At 55.1% G+C, this 18,519-nt stretch carries 17 protein-coding genes; 12 read left to right on the top strand and 5 right to left on the bottom strand.

From position 1 onward, the window contains the following. Positions 1 to 20: 20 nt before the first annotated feature. Together FWG96_04105 and larA are read right to left on the bottom strand one after the other, a co-directional pair. A complete protein-coding gene (locus FWG96_04105; protein MCL2032435.1) occupies positions 21 to 1,118 on the bottom strand; it encodes a heterodisulfide reductase-related iron-sulfur binding cluster in 1,098 nt (365 codons plus the stop codon). A gap of 1 nt (position 1,119) precedes the next feature. Beyond that, complete coding sequence (gene larA / locus FWG96_04100; GenBank protein MCL2032434.1) at positions 1,120 to 2,361, bottom strand: nickel-dependent lactate racemase; 1,242 nt, start codon at positions 2,359 to 2,361, stop codon at positions 1,120 to 1,122. Positions 2,362 to 2,470: 109 nt separating this feature from the next. Here larA and thiL point away from each other — a divergent pair, with 109 nt between their 5' ends. Together thiL and amrS are read left to right on the top strand one after the other, a co-directional pair. Further along, positions 2,471 to 3,412, top strand: a complete 942-nt coding sequence (thiL, locus tag FWG96_04095; GenBank protein MCL2032433.1) for a thiamine-phosphate kinase — start codon at positions 2,471 to 2,473, stop codon at positions 3,410 to 3,412. After that, entirely contained in the window at positions 3,408 to 4,412 is a 1,005-nt protein-coding gene (gene amrS, locus FWG96_04090) for an AmmeMemoRadiSam system radical SAM enzyme (GenBank protein ID MCL2032432.1), read from the top strand. Before thiL ends, amrS begins: the two co-directional genes overlap by 5 nt. Here the strand turns inward: amrS and FWG96_04085 are convergent. Further along, positions 4,402 to 5,265 (bottom strand): hypothetical protein, encoded by an 864-nt coding sequence (locus FWG96_04085; GenBank protein ID MCL2032431.1) that lies wholly within the window; start codon positions 5,263 to 5,265, stop codon positions 4,402 to 4,404. The genes amrS and FWG96_04085 overlap by 11 nt on opposite strands. A gap of 57 nt (positions 5,266 to 5,322) precedes the next feature. Between FWG96_04085 and FWG96_04080 the strand changes: the two genes are divergently transcribed. The 8 genes from FWG96_04080 (at position 5,323) to FWG96_04045 (ending at position 13,762) form a co-directional block, all read left to right on the top strand. After that, positions 5,323 to 6,933 (top strand): mechanosensitive ion channel family protein, encoded by a 1,611-nt coding sequence (locus tag FWG96_04080; GenBank protein ID MCL2032430.1) that lies wholly within the window; start codon positions 5,323 to 5,325, stop codon positions 6,931 to 6,933. Positions 6,934 to 7,051: 118 nt separating this feature from the next. Next, the gene (locus tag FWG96_04075; protein ID MCL2032429.1) at positions 7,052 to 7,474 is read left to right on the top strand and encodes an Lrp/AsnC family transcriptional regulator; all 423 of its coding nucleotides are present in this window, start codon (positions 7,052 to 7,054) and stop codon (positions 7,472 to 7,474) included. Between the two features lies 1 nt (position 7,475). Then, complete coding sequence (gene dapA, locus FWG96_04070) at positions 7,476 to 8,345, top strand: 4-hydroxy-tetrahydrodipicolinate synthase (GenBank protein ID MCL2032428.1); 870 nt, start codon at positions 7,476 to 7,478, stop codon at positions 8,343 to 8,345. A gap of 4 nt (positions 8,346 to 8,349) precedes the next feature. Next, the gene (dapB, locus tag FWG96_04065) at positions 8,350 to 9,129 is read left to right on the top strand and encodes a 4-hydroxy-tetrahydrodipicolinate reductase (protein MCL2032427.1); all 780 of its coding nucleotides are present in this window, start codon (positions 8,350 to 8,352) and stop codon (positions 9,127 to 9,129) included. Continuing rightward, entirely contained in the window at positions 9,126 to 10,499 is a 1,374-nt protein-coding gene (locus FWG96_04060) for an aspartate kinase (GenBank protein MCL2032426.1), read from the top strand. The genes dapB and FWG96_04060 overlap by 4 nt, the downstream gene beginning before the upstream one ends. Next, positions 10,486 to 11,742, top strand: coding sequence for a diaminopimelate decarboxylase (gene lysA, locus FWG96_04055; protein MCL2032425.1), 1,257 nt, complete (start codon positions 10,486 to 10,488; stop codon positions 11,740 to 11,742). The genes FWG96_04060 and lysA overlap by 14 nt, the downstream gene beginning before the upstream one ends. Beyond that, a complete protein-coding gene (gene dapF / locus FWG96_04050) occupies positions 11,739 to 12,572 on the top strand; it encodes a diaminopimelate epimerase (protein MCL2032424.1) in 834 nt (277 codons plus the stop codon). The genes lysA and dapF overlap by 4 nt, the downstream gene beginning before the upstream one ends. Positions 12,573 to 12,577: 5 nt before the next feature. Continuing rightward, positions 12,578 to 13,762, top strand: a complete 1,185-nt coding sequence (locus FWG96_04045; protein ID MCL2032423.1) for an aminotransferase class I/II-fold pyridoxal phosphate-dependent enzyme — start codon at positions 12,578 to 12,580, stop codon at positions 13,760 to 13,762. Here the strand turns inward: FWG96_04045 and FWG96_04040 are convergent. Then, positions 13,756 to 14,931 (bottom strand): phosphoglycerate kinase, encoded by a 1,176-nt coding sequence (locus tag FWG96_04040; GenBank protein MCL2032422.1) that lies wholly within the window; start codon positions 14,929 to 14,931, stop codon positions 13,756 to 13,758. The genes FWG96_04045 and FWG96_04040 overlap by 7 nt on opposite strands. Positions 14,932 to 15,001: 70 nt before the next feature. After that, positions 15,002 to 16,018: a type II glyceraldehyde-3-phosphate dehydrogenase gene (locus FWG96_04035; GenBank protein ID MCL2032421.1), complete on the bottom strand. Its 1,017-nt coding sequence runs from the start codon at positions 16,016 to 16,018 to the stop codon at positions 15,002 to 15,004. A 122-nt stretch (positions 16,019 to 16,140) separates the two neighbouring features. On the opposite strand from FWG96_04035, the gene ilvB reads away from it, so the two are divergent. Together ilvB and FWG96_04025 are read left to right on the top strand one after the other, a co-directional pair. After that, positions 16,141 to 17,814 (top strand): biosynthetic-type acetolactate synthase large subunit, encoded by a 1,674-nt coding sequence (ilvB, locus tag FWG96_04030; GenBank protein MCL2032420.1) that lies wholly within the window; start codon positions 16,141 to 16,143, stop codon positions 17,812 to 17,814. A gap of 306 nt (positions 17,815 to 18,120) precedes the next feature. Beyond that, positions 18,121 to 18,372 carry an AAA family ATPase gene (locus tag FWG96_04025; GenBank protein MCL2032419.1) on the top strand — a complete coding sequence of 84 codons (252 nt, stop codon included), beginning with the start codon at positions 18,121 to 18,123 and terminating at the stop codon, positions 18,370 to 18,372. Positions 18,373 to 18,519: the final 147 nt, after the last annotated feature.

The following is an 18,519-nucleotide window of genomic DNA, read 5'->3' as shown; positions in this document are numbered from 1 at the left end:
AAGATCGGAGGGATGCATCGTCAGAGGTATGCGTCGACCAGTTCCGTCAGGTCCATGATCTTCACCTTGCGGTCGCCGACCGCCGAGACCAGATTCGCAACGCAGAACGGACATGCCGTGACTATTATGTCGGCGAAATTCGCTTCGTCCAGTCTTGTAGAGGCAATATCCTTCGCTTCCTCCGGGTAGGCTGACCTTACTCCTCCGCCTCCGCCGCAGCAGTGGCTTGAGGCCTTGTTGAACTTCATCTCCTTGAAATTCAGGTCGGGGAACTTCTTCAGCACCTCTCTCGGGGGACCATAGACCTTGCAGTGCCTTCCGAGGTGGCACGGGTCGTGATATGTCAGCTTGACGTTGCCGAGGGGTTTCAGCTTAAGGTCCTGCTTCGCCAGGTACTCAGACATGTGCAGCACCTCGAAAGGAACATCCACGAATTTGGGGTACTCCGTCTTGAACATCCTGTAACAGCCCGAGCAAGAGAGGATCAGTGTCTCGATGCCGAGCGCTTTTATCGCTTCCACGTTCTTCTTCATCAGCTCTATGCTCTTCTCTTCATCCGCGCCGATCCTCTGAAGGACCGAGCCGCAACACACTTCGTCGATCGTGGTGAAGTCCTCGCCCAGTTTCTTCAGTATTGAGAGCGACGCCGCGGCTATCTTCTTCTCTCTGTACGTGGCTGTACATCCCGCGAAGTAGCCGATCTTAGCTTTGCGCGGCTTCATCCCGAGGGTCTCGGCCACAGACTTCTCTTCCGAGTATGGATTGTTGTACTTCAGAATGCTGTCCACGATCGCTTTGTGCTTGGGAAGTATGTATCCGTTCTTCACAAGGTCGGCGCGGCACAGCTCTATTATCTCAACAATGTCCACAGTCGACGGGCAGCGTCTGGAACAATCTGCGCATGTGGTGCAGGTGTACATGTTCTCCACAACGGAGTCATCCGCCTCCAGCTGTCCGGTGAGCAGCCCGTAGGTCTGGATTATCCTCCCCCTTGACACAGCCGAATCCCACCCGATCGATTTGAACGACGGGCATACGCTCTTGCAGAACCCGCACATGGTGCAGGTGTTCAGCGCCTCTTTCACTTTCTTTATCTTATCTGTCTCGAAACCGCTCATCTTATTCAACTCTGGGTATTGTTACGCTTCCGTCCATCAGTACTATGACCTTCGCGTCAGGCTTCTGTCTGAGCGCTTCCTTCACAGCGGCGTCCACCGTCGGGAACGGCGTGATGTTTGCCGCCTTTATCATCTCCGGGTCCAGGTCTGTCACCGCCCATATGTCGGCCCAGACCGCTATCTCGGCCATCTTGGCCGCTTTGTGGTATCCGAGTTTGTATTCTTTGCTCAGGTTCTCAAGCACCTGCTTAGGGTCCTTCGAAGAGGAGAGCTGCGTAAGGAACGTCGCGTGCCCCACGCCCTCCCTGCACTTGGAGACCATTATTATCCTTCCCCCCTCCTTAAGCGCCCATTTTCCGTTGTCCAGAGCTTTCTGCGACTGGTAAAGGTCCACGTCCATGGGGTAGGGGGCGACCGATATCACGATGTCCGCCTTCTCGGGTATTGGAACGGAGAACACCTGGTTGGCCCATTCCACCGCCTGATCGAATGCCGGGTTCAGGCTTCCGGACGCGACCTTGTATATGTGCTGATGACGGTCGAGGACCATCTGTATCGAAAATATCTCTTTGCCCTTGACCACTTCCAGGGCATCCATCATGTCCTCGTGCACCGGGTTGCCTTCAAGGACCAGGGACTGCGCCTCCTCTCTCATCGCCAGTTTGTGATTGGTCTCTATTGTCAGGTATGACGCTACTCCAGGGAGGAACGATTTTCTTCCTCCGGTGTACCCGGCGAAGTAGTGAGGTTCGACGCTTGTGATTATCACGAGTCTGTCGGCCTCCACGGCGATCTTGTTGACCTCCATCGGGGTGCCGTTCTTGGACTTGCCGAGATTGACGCATTCGGATTTCTTGGCGTCGTGGGAAATTATCCTGTCCTTGAGATATGCGTAATGTTTACCGAATACGAAATCGTATTCCTCCTGGGTCATATCTCTGTGGGTTCCCGTGGCGATCAGATATCTGGCTTCGCGCAGGTCCATCCTTTTCGATAGCGCGTCAAGCACTTTCGCGGTGGGCGTCGGCCTTGTTCCGTCGTTGACTATGAAGACTATATCCTTCCCGCCTTCCAGGAATTTGGACAGCGACCCGTACCCGATGGGGTTGTCTATGGATCCGTTTATCACTTCGTCCGGATCCCCGCATTCGACATCCATGGGATAGAATGTTCCTACGTAGTTCTTATCCGGAACCTCCGTCCTCTGGACCCCGTCCTTGCCGTATTTGATATCGATTTTCATTTGAGACCGTCCCAGTGGATTGTTGCCACTAATATTAATTATTTATTCGCGGCAGGGGCCGAGCCGCCATCGGATAACTTATTTAGCGGCCGCAGTTATACTATTTGCAATGGTTTCTTTGAAAGAATTGGGAGAAAGAGAGCTTATCCGGGTCATTCAGAGCATAATCCGGCGGTCGCCGGGCCTGGGCCCTGGGGACGACTCCGCTCTCATCCCCTCGTCCGGCGGGGACACGGTCGCCTGCACGGACAGCGTAACGTTCGAGAGACATTTTCCTAAAGGAATGACCTACGAGGAGTTCGGGTGGATGGCCGCGGCGGTCAACATAAGCGATCTGGCCGCCATGGGCGCGGAGCCCGTCGGTCTGCTTGCCGCCCTCACTATGCCGCCGGAGCTCGATGCCGATTCTCTGTACGATATCATGGCCGGAATGGACAAATGCGCCGGATCTTTCGGAGCCCACATATATGGCGGGGACACCAAGTTCGGGTGCGGAGCCGTGTCGTGCACAGCGATCGGTTCTATGAACGGGAGGACTCCCATGCTCAGATCAGGCGCGATGCCCGGGGACGTGGTGGCGGTCACCGGTTCGCTGGGGTCGGCGGCGGCCGGATTCTTCGCGGGGGAGAATGACCTAGACGGCTATGTGTCCTCTTCCTCCCTCATGACGCCCATACCCCGCGTCGGGGACGGAATTGCCCTGTCGTCATCCGGTGCGGTGACCTCCTGCATCGATCTGTCGGACGGGCTTGCGGAGGGGGCGAAGAGCGTCTGCAGAGCCAGCCGTGTCGGGATGGAGATCCACATGGCCTTCCTGCCGGAAGGGGACGGCGTGGACCTCGTATCATCCGAGACCGGCGTCACCAAAGAAGAGATGATGCTTTATTGGGGCGGAGATTACGAACTGCTTTTCACATTCGACAAGAAGGAAATGGAAGCACTGTACTCTCAGGACGTGGATTTTTCCGTAATCGGTATAGTTACGAACGACGATGCGCCCTACATAAACTACGGGGACAGAAGAGAGGCGATGGGAAACGGCAGGCATTAATCCGAACATTGAAGCTAGACATTACCACCGGGACGGTGAAAGGTACATCTGCGACCTGTGCCCGCACAGGTGCAGGATACCGACGGAGGGATTCGGAGTATGCTTGTCCAGAAAAGGCGAGGAGGATAAACTGATCGCCAACAATTACGGTAAGGTCTCGTCCTTCAGCGTAGACCCCATCGAAAAGAAGCCGTTCTACCATTATTACCCAAAGACCAAGATATTCTCCATCGGAGGGATCGGATGCAACATGTCCTGCAGACACTGCCAGAACTATGCGATATCCATGTCCCCTTCCGGCAGGAAGCGCACCACCTACGAGTCTCCGGAGGAGATCGTCGCCTTCTGCAGGAAAGAGAGGTTCGACGCGATCGCATTCACTTACAACGAGCCGGTGATCTGGTTCGAGTATATCATGGATATAGTGGAGGAAGCGCCCGATCTGAGATGTGTGCTGGTGAGCAACGGCCTGATCTGCGAGGATCCCCTGAAAGAGCTGTGCGGAGTGACCGACGCGATGAACATAGATATCAAAGGTTTCACCGACGAATTCTATACCAAGGTCTGCGGCGCGCATCTGGATGACGTCATGAGGTCCTCCGAGATAGTGAGCCATGAGGGGGTGCACCTGGAGCTCACATACCTGGTCATACCTGGATACAATGACTCTGCACGAGAGATAGAGCAGTTCTCCTCGTGGGTACGCGACAAGCTGTCCCCGGAGACCCCCGTACATTTCTCAAGATTCCATCCCGACAACAAGATGCTGGACGTCCCCATCACTCCCCTGGAGACGCTGCATATGTGCAGAGCGATCGCGATGGAGTGCGGGCTCGAGTATGTCTATGTGGGGAACGTGCTGTCCGACGACGCCTCGGACACGTACTGCCCCAACTGCGGGGCGCTGGTGATCCGCCGCACGGGGTATCTCGTCGACCTTGTGGCGCTGAACGGCGACCGCTGCGCCCAGTGCAGACACAGGATGCACATCAAAATATGAGGAACAGCGGATTGCCTATCAGAACTATCGCCGCCGTTGCGGCGGCGATCATTATCACAAAAGGTATCATGGGGGTCACCCAGACCTCCTCGCGTCCGGCTTCCCTGAGCCTTGCGTATATGCCTGGTATGTCCTCGTCCTTAGGTATCTTTATGGATACCGGCTCGCCGTCTATTATGTCCTCGATGGGCCAGACATCGGAACTCTCCGCTTTCGATATCTCCATCCTGTATCCTGAGAACATCCTTTTGCTCGGACCGCCTGCTTTTGCATTCCTCGCTATGAAGTACATTATAACTGGAACGGTCATCACCGCGGCCAGGAACAGGACAGATATTGAAAGAACGAATATCTGACTGGCAATATTGCCGGGTATGTCCACCAGCGGCAGCCCGAGGAAGCTTGGGTACAGAGGGAACATGACCGAAAGCGTGACCAGACACTTCACGTCCGCCCCGCCCCGCACTATTCCGAGAATGTACATCCCCACATAGATAAGGTAGCACAGGGGTATCGAGGCCCACGCGATCATGATATGCTCGGACATATTCGGATAAAGAGGCACGACGAAAAGCAAAGCCATAACGGCATAGAACGCGAGCGGATTGAACTCTCTGTCCCAGAGGATGTCCAGAATGATCATTGCCGTTCCTGCGGCAAGACAAACGTACTCCCACCTGAACCCGGTCAGGTAGATCGAGTAGGAAACAGCAAAGATCAATCCGGCGATGCCCAGCACCATCCAGTGCCTGTCTGAGACCTCTCTTTCCTTCCAATCGCTTATGCTTGCCGATGCCAGCACCGCCATCGTTATGACGAACGCAGAAAGCCCGAGTATCTCTTCCGTCTCCACGGACCATCTAACGCATCAACAGATATTATTTTATTCTATTATAGGGTCCTGGTCCTCATGAGACCGGCGAAAGTCCCAGCCTTGCTGTTGGTTGTCGCTGCAGCATCAATGCTGTTGATCCTGCCCGCGGCGGCCCCCGTCTCGGCGGTCACCGGCCCCGACGCCCTCCCGGGAGAAGTGGGACTGGTATTGTACGGACACGACGATCTTGAGATCAACGCTGGTTCTTCCGAAAGTTTCTGGATTGAGGTCGTCAATTACGTAGTCCCTTCAGGGCCCGATACGTCCCATTCCAGGATGATATCGGTGAGCTTCGATTCCGCGCCGGGCATATCGGTCTACGTGGACGAAGCGGACAGAAATTTCACTCTCAAAGGAGATACGTACCAATCCATCAAGGTCTCGGTCGATGTCGGAAGGTACGCTGCTGCCGGCACATATAATGTCGGCATCATCCTGACAGTGACGTCCATGTATGAGGATCCCGAACCCGTTCCGACAGGTCCGGTGTGGGTGAAAATTGTCGTGCTGTCGCCTCTGTCGTCAGGAGACGCTTACAACAAGATACTGGGGGTGTTCGACAATCCTCTCCCGGAACCTTTCGACGGCCCCCTTGCGTCCGCTGTGATCACTTTCATACTCTGGCTGATCATCGGCGCCCTTGCCGTGGTCATACTGGTGCCTCTTATCCTCCGCATCTTCACTCACAACTATGAAGAAGAGAGCAAAAAACTGAGGAAAACCGTCAGGACATTCGCCCCTCCCGTGCTTTTGCTGTATGCATTCGATAACAGCCTCCGCGTGTACGGCGCATCCGAAGAGATAGTGGGGGTGGCCGAGAGCTGGTTCGAGATATTCTACATAGTGCTGGGAGCGATGATCGCCTGGATGGTCTACCTCATATTCATCCAGCACGCGATATCCAAGATGTCGAAGAACAAGCGCATCGGCCAGCGGGACGTCGATATCGAGCCGCTTCTGCGCCTGCTGGGGAAACTGGTGATCTCGGTGATGGCCGTGGCTTTGATGCTGTCCGTCTGGGGATTCAACCTAACCGCCATAATAACGGGCGCGGGAATAGTCAGCCTGGGTATAACGCTGGGGGCGCAGAACATACTGAACCAGTTCTTCAGCGGCATGGTCCTGCTGCTTACCCGCCCCTTCAAATCCGGGGACCTTGTGAAGATCGGCAGCAGCAGCATGATCTATAAGGTGTCGGCGGTGAACATAATGAGCACAGTCTTCGAGAACTGGGACAATGAGGAGACGGTGATAATGCCCAACAACATGGTATCTTCTTCGGCAATAGTGAACCTGACCGGGGACGGCCTGATCTATAAGGTCACCGTGTTCATGAACATCGCGTACGAGAACGATATCGATCTTGCGAAAGAGATCACGAAGGTCGCCGCGGAGGAACACCCGAATGTCATAACAAACGGGTCCGTGAGCCCTCCTTCAGTGAGGGTGTCGGCATTCCTCGACTCTGGCATAGAGCTCAGACTCGCCTGCTACGTCTACGACTTCAACGACAGCGGGAAGATCTGCGGGGAGCTGAGAGAGGCGATATTCAAGTCCTTCAAGAAGAACGGGATAAGCGTGCCGTTCCCGCAGATAGACGTCCACCTCGACCCCGTCAGCAGAGAAGACCTTCGGAAAGACGATTGATCCCGCCCGCCGCCAACGATGTTTTTCGTTGATTCTTTGACGTCTACATGGCAATTTTTATATTATAGTTAGGCTTATGCGCAAATGGTTTACGAAATCAAGCAATTGTGGTGATTCGATGATAGACAACCTTGACAAACGGATATTGGAGATCCTGAAGAAAGATTCCCGCCGCCCCTTCGTGGAGGTGGCGAATCAGCTGGGTGTGTCCGAGGGGACGGTAAGGACCAGAGTGCATAAGATGACCGAAGAGGGAGTGATCAGAGGTTTCACCATCAAGACCAGCTCCAAGAATGTCAAGGCCTTGGTGGAGATAAGGATAGACGTTAACACTGACACCGAAGAGATAGCTAAGGAACTGGCGAGCTACGAGGGAGTGACCGAAGTGTTCGAGGTCACCGGCGACCAGGACATAATCGCCTTGGTGGACGTCGATACGTCCCAGAACCTCAACGAGATCATCGAGAAAGTAAGAAGATATGAAAATATACTCAGTACCCGTACCCGGCTCATATTGAAAGAACACTTCGGAGAGAATTGAGATGTTCAGAGGTACGTCCACCGCAATAATAACGCCGTTCACCAAAGACAACAAGGTCGACGAGGAAGGCCTCAGGAGACTTGTGGAATTCCAGGAGGAGAACGGCATAGGCACGATAGTCCCGTGCGGATCCACAGGAGAGTCGGCGATGCTGACCCACGAGGAGCATATACGAGTGGTGGAAGTGGTGGTGGACCACGTGAAGAGAGCGAAGGTGGTGGCGGGCGCCGGCAGCAATTCGACGGCGGAGGCCGTGATGCTGAGCAAGCGTTCCGAGGACCTCGGGGTCGACGGCCTGCTCTCGATCTCCCCCTATTACGTCAAGCCCACTCAGGAAGGCATATATCAGCATTTCAAGGCGATAGCCGAATCCGTGGATATCCCGATCGTCGTCTATAACATCCCTGGGAGGACGGCCTCGAACATCACCGCAGAAACAATGATCAGGATGGCGGGGATCGATGGGATATGCGCGGTGAAAGAAGCAAGCGGCAACATCGACCAGGTCAGAGAGATAATAAAGAATAAGCCAAAGGGATTCGAGGTCCTAAGCGGGGACGATGCATTCACCCCCGCGCTCATACGCAGCGGCGGCGACGGGGTGATCTCCGTGACGTCGAACTGCCTTCCCGGAAAGATGGGAGAGCTGGTCCGCGCGCTCCTTGAGGGCAACAATGCCTCAGCTGACAAGATGATCGCCGAACTTACTCCGGTGTTCGATGCGCTGTTCGTCGAGACCAACCCCATTCCTATAAAATATGTCATGTCCAAGATGGGGTACGGGTCCGGAGCGCTGAGACTTCCGCTGACCGAAATTACCGATAAGAGCCGCGCGTCCGTCGACGATGCGCTGAAGAGCGTTGGGTTGTGATGAAATGATTAACGTAGCATTGGGAGGCGCAACAGGCAAGATGGGGCGTACGGTCTGTGACATCATACAGAAGAGCAGTGACATGAGACTCGTCGGCGCGATGATCGCACCGACGGAGGAGATGTTCGGGAAGGAGATATACCCGGGGATCATCGCGAAGGGACAGGACAGCCTTGATGAGGTGCTGGAGAATGCCGATGTCTATGTTGACATAACGGCGCCGCAGGCCGCCGCGAACATCATCACCAAGATACCTGCAAAGGGAGTGAACATCGTCCTCGGCACGACGGCGATACCCGATGACGTGATAAAGAAGATGGGGGACGAGATCGCCAAGAACAAGACGTCCGCCGTCCACTCGGCGAACTTCGCCGTGGGCATCAATGTGTTCTGGAAGATGTGCGAGATACTCGCGGCGTCATTGAACGATTATGATATAGAGGTGATAGAGGCGCATCACAACCAAAAGGTGGACGCGCCGTCCGGCACAGCGGCGGAGGCCGTGAAGCGGATGATGAGGACGACCGGCATCGAAGACATCACATACGGCCGCGAGGGCGTGACCGGAGCGAGAAAGAGGGAGATCGGAGTGCATTCTATACGCGGCGGCGATATTGTCGGCGACCATACGGTCATATTCGCCGGAAGCGGAGAAAGGATAGAGCTGAAGCACAGCATGGGCTCGAGAGATGCGCTCGCCAAAGGTTTCATAGAATCCATAAGATGGGTCTATGGAAAGAAGGACGGAAAGGTCCACAGTCTGAACGAGGTTTTGGGTCTATGATGAAGGTCATGAAATTCGGGGGTACCAGCGTCGGTTCCCCCGAGGCCCTGCAGAGGGCGGTAAGGATAATAACGCACGAAAAGAACGACAAGGTAGTTGTGGTATCGGCAATGTCCGGCATAACCAATTTCCTTGTGAACGGGGTCGAAAACCTTCCCAAAAATAAAGAGGAGCTCATCGAAGGGTTTGAGAAGAAGCATCTCGAAGCCGCCGGGCTGTTGCTCAAAGAAGAAGAGATGGCGGAGTTCATGAATGACTTTAACATAAGGATGGCAAAGTTCAGAGATCTTCTTGACGATGAGGACGCTTCGAAGGACCCTTACTACAAAGATAACATAACCTCTCAGGGAGAGAGGTTCTCCTCCCTGATACTCAGTTGCGCGCTGAGGGGGGCCGGCGAGAAGACAGTCGCGCTCACTTCGGAGGATTGCGGGATATGTGCGGAGGGGAGGCCCCTCTCCGGAAGCGCCAACCTGCAGAAGACCGAATCGGCGATGATGATGAAGGTCAAACCTTACGTCGATGACGGCGTGATCCCCGTGATCACCGGGTTCTACGGCATAAAGGAGGACGGGTTGCCGCTTACCTTCGGCAGGGGGGGAAGCGACTATTCCGCGGCGGTTGTGGCCAACGCGATGAACGCGGACCTGCTGGAGATCTGGACGGATGTGGACGGCTTCATGTCCGCCGACCCCCGGATAGTGCCGGATGCGGTGAAGATCGACGAGATGAATTTCGGCGAGGCGGCGGAGCTCGCATACTTCGGCGCCAAGGTCCTTCACCCCAGGACCATAGAACCGGTAAGGATGAAGCACATTCCTCTCAAAGTGAGGAATTCGTTCAAGCCTGATGAGCCCGGAACAATAATACACCATCTCAGAAAGCCGAAGGACGACATGCTCATGAGCGTCGCGCTCAAGACCGACCTTTCCGTGATAGCGATAAGTTCGGCGGAGATCGCCTTCCACCCGGATATGGTGGCGCGCATAATCGAGAAGATAGCGGAGAACGAGGTTGTCATCTATTCTATATCAACATCCCTTTCGACGGTCGCCTTCCTCGTGCACAACAACGATGTGAAATCCATTCTGGCCAGGCTGAACACTTTGGACCCGGAGGACATAGAGAGGATCGAGGTCAAGGGCGATGTGGCGCTTGTGTGCGCCGTGGGGGACAACCTCCTTTCGAAATACGGAGTGTCGGCTGATATATTCACCGCCGTCAAGGAAGCGAAAGCAAGTGTGCAGATGATCTCCGAGGGCGCTTCCGACGTTTCCCTTAACTTCGTCGTTCCAATGTCCCAGGCGATCGATGTCGTGAAGATACTGCACAGCAAATTTGTCAGGGGGAGATCCGATGAGGGACTTTGACAGCAGGAACGGCGTGATGCTGTTCGGCGGCATACCCGTGACGGAGATCGCGGAAGAATTCGGAACCCCTGTGTATGCCATTGAGGAGAAAAGGCTGAGGGAGAACTACCGCAACATCTACGGCGCGTTCTCAAAGCACATGAGAACCCAGGTACACTACGCCTGCAAAGCGAACTCAAGCCTTGCGGTGCTGAAGATACTTGAGAGCGAGGGTTCGTGCATCGACGCCGTATCCATAGGAGAGATCATGACCTGCCTGAAGGCGGGCTTCACGCCCGACCGGATAATATTCACGGGCAACAACATAAGCAACGAAGAGCTGAGAGCGGTGACCGGCCTCGGCGTCATGGTCAACATTGATTCGGCATCAGAACTTGAAAGGCTGGCCAAGATAAAGAAGGGGCTCCCCGTATCGTTCAGGATAACTCCCGGCGTCGGCTCGGGACACAGCGGAAAGGTCATCACCGGCGCCGAGGGCTCGAAATTCGGGATTCCCAGGAAGGAGGTCATCAAGACCTACCTCCGCGCGAAAGAACTCGGCTTCGAACCGAGGGGCATTCACGTACACATAGGCTCCGGGGGCCAGTCCAGCGAACCTTTCACCGAGGTCATGGAGGTCCTGGTCGAAATGACCAATCAGCTGAAAGATAACGGGATCGACCTCGAATTCATAGATATGGGCGGCGGTATGGGCGTACCCTACCGTCCGAATGAGCCCGAGATGGACATCGGCGAGCTTGCCGCGAATCTTACAGAGATGGTGCTTGAAGAGACGGACGTGAGGACGCTGAAACTTGAGCCCGGCAGATATATCGTATGCGATACCGCCGTCCTGCTGACGAGGTGTGTCGACGTGAAGGACGCTGGCGTTAAGAAGTATGTCGGCGTGGACACGGGGTTCAACACACTGATAAGGCCTGCCATGTACGAAGCATATCATCATGTGGAGATAGGCAACAAGTTCGGGAAGGCGTGCACCGCGAAGTACGATGTCGTCGGCCCCATCTGCGAGACCGGCGACTATTTTGCGCGGGACCGCGTGCTTCCGAATCCCGAAGAAGGGGACATCGTTGTCATATATGATGCGGGCGCATACGGGTTCTCAATGTCAAGCAACTATAACTCCCGCCCCCTCTGCAGAGAGGTCCTCGTCAACGACGGGAAGGCCGAACTGATAAGGGATTCCGAGCGGATAGAGGAGCTGTGGAGACACCAGCGGATACCGGAGAGGCTCATCAGATGAAGTTCTGGAAATATCACGGAATAGGGAACGATTTCATATTGATCGACGGGATCAACACAGACGTTGAGATAGACAGCGAGAGATGCAAACTGTGGTGCAGCAGGAATTTCGGCATCGGCGCGGACGGGGTGGTGTTCCTCCTTCCCGGTAAAGGCGCCGATGTGAGCATGAGGGTCATCAACGCGGACGGTTCGGAAGCGGAGATGTGCGGCAACGGGATAAGATGCCTTGCCAAGCATGCGTATGATTTCAAGATCGTGGACGAAGAGATATTCACGGTCGCCACCCCCGCGGGCGTGAAGACCGCGAAGGTGTTCCTGGACGACGGGAAGGTCACCACCGTGATGGTGGATATGGGCGCCCCCGTACTTGACGGGAGATCGATCCCGATAGACTATGACGGCAGATTCGTAGACCAGCCGTTTGCGGTAGAGGGGTACAGCATAAAGGGGAATGCGGTATCGATGGGCAACCCCCATTTCATAACCTTCTCGAACCTGAGCAACAACGATATGGAGAAGCTTGGACCGATGCTCGGGGAGCACCCCTTCTTCCCCAAGAAAACGAACATCGAATTCTGCAAGATCAAAGAAGGGAACATATACATCCGGGTGCATGAAAGGGGGGCCGGCTGGACGCTGGCCTGCGGCACTGGCGCTTGCGCGTCGGCCACTGCCGCCGCGCTGAACGGCATGGTGCCGTTCGACGAGCCTATAGACGTGCGCCTTCCGGGAGGATGGCTTAAAGTAACTGTTGAAAAGGGCCTCGAACATGTGCACATGGAAGGGCCTGCGGTGCTGATATATGAAGGCAGCATAACGGAAGAGTGAACACTATGGTGAACTATGAGCAGTCTGAAAGGCTCAAAAAACTTCAGCCTTATCTATTTGTTAGATTGGAAGAGCTTGCGGCGGTCAAAAGACAGGAAGGAATGGATATGATCGATTTCGGTATAGGGGACCCGGACCTCCAGACCCCGGACAAGATCGTGAAATCACTGCAGATAACTGCCGAATCGAACGAGAATCAGAAATATTCCAGCTCGGCCGGCGAGAGGGACCTCAGGGAAGCGGTCGCAAAGTGGTATAAGAAGAGGTTCGACATAGACGTCGATCCAAACAGGCAGGTGTGTATAACCCTGGGATCCAAGGAGGCGATCTTCAATATATCCCAGGCTTTCGTGAATCCGGGAGAGACCATCATTGCGCCGAGCCCTGGGTATCCCGTATACTCGGGGGCGTCCGTGCTCTTCAATGAGGCGAAATGCGTACTCATACCTCTCAGAAAGGAAAAGAACTGGCTGCTTGATGTAGATGAATGCCCGACCGGCGCGAAGATGCTTTATATCAACTATCCCAACAACCCCACGGGGGCGACATGCGACCTTGCGTACCTTCGTAAAGTATACGACTGGTGCCAGCAAAGGGGCACGATACTCTGTTTCGACAATGCTTACTCGGAGATGTGCTACGACGACTACCGCGCCCCGTCGGCGCTTCAGGCGGGACCGGACTGCATCGAGTTCGGATCCTTCTCTAAAACGTTCAACATGACCGGGTTCAGGCTGGGTTACGCCGTCGGCCACCCCGATCTGATATCAGGGCTCAAGAAGTGCAAAGGCCAGATAGATTCGGGAGCCCCCATTTTCATACAGAAAGCGGGGATCACCGCCCTCGAAATGTACCCGGAAGACGGGGCGCTGCCTGGTGTTATAAAGAACAACATGGACATCTATGCGGAAAGAAGGGAGGTCCTCGTGAACGGCCTCAGGGAACTCGGATTCGATGTGACCATGCCGAAAGGGACGTTCTACGTCTGGTTCGACTGCGGTATGAGGTCGGATGAGTTCACGAAGATGATGATCGATATCGGCATAATAGTGACGCCGGGGCCGGGATTCGGAGATTCGGCCGAGGGCTACATACGCATGACGGTCACGGAACCTGTCGAACGTATAAAAGAAGCATTATCCAGAATGAAGCGCGCCTCCATCTGCCCCGCGTGCCCGAAGGATCAGTGAACCGGCCCGAACCTCTCCTTTGAGTATCTCAGGGCCTCTATCACGGGCAGCGGTTCATGCAGAAGGAATGTCTCCAGTGCGCCGCCTCCCGTGCTTACGTATGCCACCCTGTCGGCCAGGTCGAACCTTTCCGCGGCGCCCGCTGTGTGTCCCCCGCCGAGGACCGACAGTCCTTTGCTTTCGACCATCGCCATCATGAGCTGTTTCGTTCCCGCTTCGAATCCTGGCTTCTCGAACATCCCTGCGGGGCCTGACATGAACGATGTTTTGGAGGAAAGTATGACCTTTCTGAATTTCTCTATGGACTGATCTCCGATATCCAGCGCCGGTTCGGGCGTCGGCATGTCTCCCGTGTTCACGCAGACCCTCCTGCCGTCCCTTTCCACCGCGACGTCCACCGGCAGCAGTATCTTCTGACCGTATTTGCTGAGGACGTCCCTTGCCGCCTGGAAATTCTCTTCGGTAAGCTCGCCGGCGAGCACCCTGCTGCTGGCCTCCCCTATATCGACGCCTCTTGCCAGCAGGAAGGCGTTCCCCGCAAGTCCCGCTACGATCACGGTGTCGGCGACGCCGTTCTTAAGGACGCTGTCTATCATAAAGGGAACATCCCCGAACTTCGCCCCGCCCAGGATGAATACGGACGGCCGCCTCGGCTTGTCGAATATCGTCTCGAGGGCATACAGCTCCCTGGCCATCAGCCTCCCCGACGCCGAGGGCAGCTTGACGGGGAACCCCACCAGAGAGCACTGCGCGCGGTGTGACGCCCCGAACGCGTCGCAAACATAGTAATCAATGAAGGGGAGAAGTTCCGCGACCAGTTCCGCCTCGGCGTGCTGGCTCATCTCCGCCGTGACGGCCTCGCATTCCAGCTCCCTTACGTTTCCCAGCAGAAGAACATCTCCCGGCCCCATCTGCGATATCATCCTCTTGGCCTCGTCTCCGATGATATCGTTCACATACCGGACCGGCGCATTGAGGTTTTTAGAAAGCAGAGCGGCATGCTGCTCCAGGCCGATGAAGTCCCATGCGCCCTTTCTGCTCTGGTGCGCAAGGATCGCGACCTTGGCCCTTTTCCCGACCAATTCCCTTACGGTGGGAATGATGCTCCTTATCCTCGCGTCGTTCAGTATCTTTAGCGTCTTTTTATCGAGAGGGCAGTTTATGTCCACTCTCAGCAGGACCGTCCTGTCCTTGAAATTGAAATCTTCCAGGGTGTTGAATTCTCTCGTGTTCTCACCCTTACTTTTTTATTCCGAGAGCTTTGTTCGTTTTAGATATTGATGCGGCTGCGTCTTCTTGCAGTTTGCACATGGACCTTATGCAGTCGATGTTCTCCGGCACGACGTCCGCTTCCTGGTGCACGGCCTGGTAATAATAAAGCATGTTACCGACCACTTTCACGCCATCCTCCCATACTACCGCCTCGTACATGTCGGACCTGTCCCTTCCGAGATCCTTTGCCAGCTCCATTATCTCGGGCGTGCCTTTCACTCCGCTGCCGCTGTTCACAAGCATCACGCGGGGGGATGCGCGCATTATGTCCAATATCTCGCTTGTTTTGGATTCCCTCTCGAGCTCGGCCGCGACCGTATGGAGATGCATGATGGTCGTGGACGCCTTGACGGCCATCGTGCTGATGTTCAGCCAGGGCATCACGCTCTTCACGTCCGGCCCGTGATGGGTGGGCAGTTTCACCGACGGTTCCAGCCCGTTTATCGGGCCGCTCCTGCTGTCGCCGGGATCCGCCGCCCTCCTGATGAGTGTGGCGTGGACGTTCTTTATCTTTATCGACCTGTCTATCGGGTTCAGGGTCCTCAGCAGCCCCGTCGTATTACATGATACCACTCTGGAGAACTGAGCGCCCCATGACTCGCTGTAGTTGGCGGTGGAGTTGAAGGATATGCCGGTAAGGCTGTGGTCCTCCCCGCCCTGGAAGATCGCTTTTTTCCCCGCCGCTTCGTATTCGGCCTTGTACGTCTCCCCCACATCGCCGGGTGTACAGTCCACGATTATATCTGCGGCTTTGTAAAGGTCTTTGATCGTTCCCTTGACCGGGACCCCGGCGTCGCCGAAGGTCTTGAGACTCCCCTCGGGGACATAGAGATCGAACCCTCTATCGACGGCGGTCCGCGCTTCGAAAGTGGGTCTCGTCTTCGTTACCCCCGCGACCTCCATATCGTCCTGTTTGCTTACTGCGGCCGCGACTCTCTTGCCGATCGTGCCGTAACCGTTTATCCCGACCTTTATTCCAGACACCGTATACCTCAGTGCCTAATCACCTACGAATAAAATAATCTTACGTGTTTCGGCTGCGGGGTCCGGCGATTCATACATCAATTATAAGAAAGGGTTTTTTGATACTGAGGTGAGGTATACTCATGAAAGGATCTAGAGCGCTACTCAAAATGCTGGAGGATAAAGGAGTTGAAACAATGTTCGGGTACCCGGGCGGCGTAGTAATTCCCGTCTACGATGAAATGCTTGAATCATCGATAAGGCACGTCCTCGTACGCCATGAGCAGTGCGCTGCTCACATGGCGGACGGTTTCGCCAGAGCAAGCGGCTTCCCCGGCGTGTGCATCGCCACCAGCGGCCCGGGAGCTACGAACCTTGTCACAGGTATCGCCACAGCGTACGCTGACTCGATACCGATGATCGCATTAACAGGCCAGGTCGGCACCGGTTCGTTAGGACTCGGCGCTTTCCAGGAGGTCGACGCATACAGCCTGATGATGCCCATAACAAAACACAACTTCAGAGTATTGTCCCTGAACAGGCTCCCGCACGCTATACATGAGGCCTGGGTGGTCTGTCAGACAGGAAGGCCGGGCCCGGTCCACATTGACATCCCCACCGATCAGGTCAACGCCGAGATGGACGAATCGCTTTGCAACGAGACATACGGAACAAAGCCTCCTAAAGAGGACTATTCCAGCATAGATCAGGCCGTCCAATGGATCAAAGAGGCCCAAAAGCCGGTCATGCTGGTGGGCGGAGGGGTCATAGGAGCCAATGCCAGCCCCGATATCGTGAAGCTGGCCGAGATGGCGAACATACCGGTGATAACGCCGCTGATGGGAATCGGGGCCATCCCGACATCACACCCCCTCTGCATGGGATCCCTCGGTATGCACGGCAAGATGTGCTCGCTTCATGCGTTCAGGGAATCCGATCTGATAATCGCCGTCGGCTCGAAGTTCTCCGACAGGACCTACAGCCCTCAGACCGCTCCTCCGGCATCGAGCAGGGTCATCCACATTGACATCGACGCCACGGAGTTCAACAAGCATAAGAGGGAGGCCATCAACATACAGGGCGACGCTAAGAAGGCCGTCCGCATGCTCATCGAAAAACTTGAGGGGTGCGCAGGCAGCCGCCCCGCATGGGACAAGAACATCCAGGAGCTGAAGAGGCGCTGCAAATGCGACTACAACTACGACAACAATCCTATCGTCCCGCAGAAGATCATGTACGAGATCAACAGGATCACCAGAGAGGATCCCGACATCATCATCACGACGGATGTGGGACAGAACCAGATGTGGGCGATGCACTATCTTGATATAGACCGTCCCAGACAGCTGATCTCATCAGGCAGTTTCGGCACCATGGGCTTCGGTCTTCCGTCCGCGATAGGCGCGAAGGCCGCTTGTCCGGACAAGAAGGTCATTACGATAACCGGCGACGGCGGACTGCAGATGGTCATGCAGGACATCGCCACATCGGTCGCGGAGGATCTCCCTGTGGTGATCTGTCTGCTGAACAACGGATGGCTGGGTATGGTCAGGCAGTGGCAGAAACTGTTCTGGGACAAGAGATACAGCAACACCAAGCTCGGGGCCGATCCCGACTTCGTGAAGATAGCCGAAGCGTTCGGGGCGAAGGGCATCCATGTCGAAAGGTCCGGAGAGATAAGAGACGCTCTCAAAACAGCGTTCGACAGCGGAAAGACCTGCCTGGTGGAGATAATGGTGGATTGCGAGGAGGACATCACCCCGATGATCCCCGCGAACCCGGCTCAGCCGCTGGTCAAAGGGCGCTGCAAATTCTGAAACACCTTAACGGCTTCCAGGCTCATATGGAGCCTGGAGGCTGACACTTTACCTCAGGCGGCCGTGTTCTGTACCATAGCACAATTCTGCAATCGTCGGTTGCAGAATTGAATGATTCCGCAGACCTGACCCCCGATCACCGTATTTGCTGTATCAAATGATGCTGGTGTTTTTCGGAGCTTTTTCATAAAAAAATTTAGTGTAACACCGATATTTTTAGAATTGATCAAAAAAAATTTAGTGTTATACCGATATTTTTCGCTGATAATAAATATGTGCTCGCCGTACCGTTCAATGGGTGAGCATATGAGCGAAGACGAGCCCCTGATAGACAGACCGGCATATGTAGACGAGATAAGGGGGTTCATCGACAAACCACTCATAAAGGTAATCACAGGCGTCAGGCGCAGCGGGAAGAGCAAGCTCCTTAAACTCATCCAGAAGGAGATATCAGAAAGGGCCGACCATGGCCATGTCATCGAGATGAACTTCGAGACGTCGGAATTCTTCGACATCAAAGGCTATGTCGAACTGGCGAAGTACTCGAAGGGCGTTTAGAAGACGAAAAAAGGCATTACGTTTTCTTGGACGAGATCCAGGAGGTCACAGGCTGGGAAAAGGCCGTCAACTCGATCAGGCTGAGGAACACAGATATCTATGTCACAGGCTCGAACTCGAGGTTGCTCGACAGCGACTACTCCTCGT

Origin of the sequence: Candidatus Methanoplasma cognatum (assembly GCA_009777615.1) — an archaeon.
In the GTDB taxonomy this organism is placed as follows: domain Archaea; phylum Thermoplasmatota; class Thermoplasmata; order Methanomassiliicoccales; family Methanomethylophilaceae; genus Methanoplasma; species Methanoplasma cognatum.
Note: the sequence above shows the minus strand (reverse complement) of the source record. Positions and strands in the feature narration are given on the sequence as shown.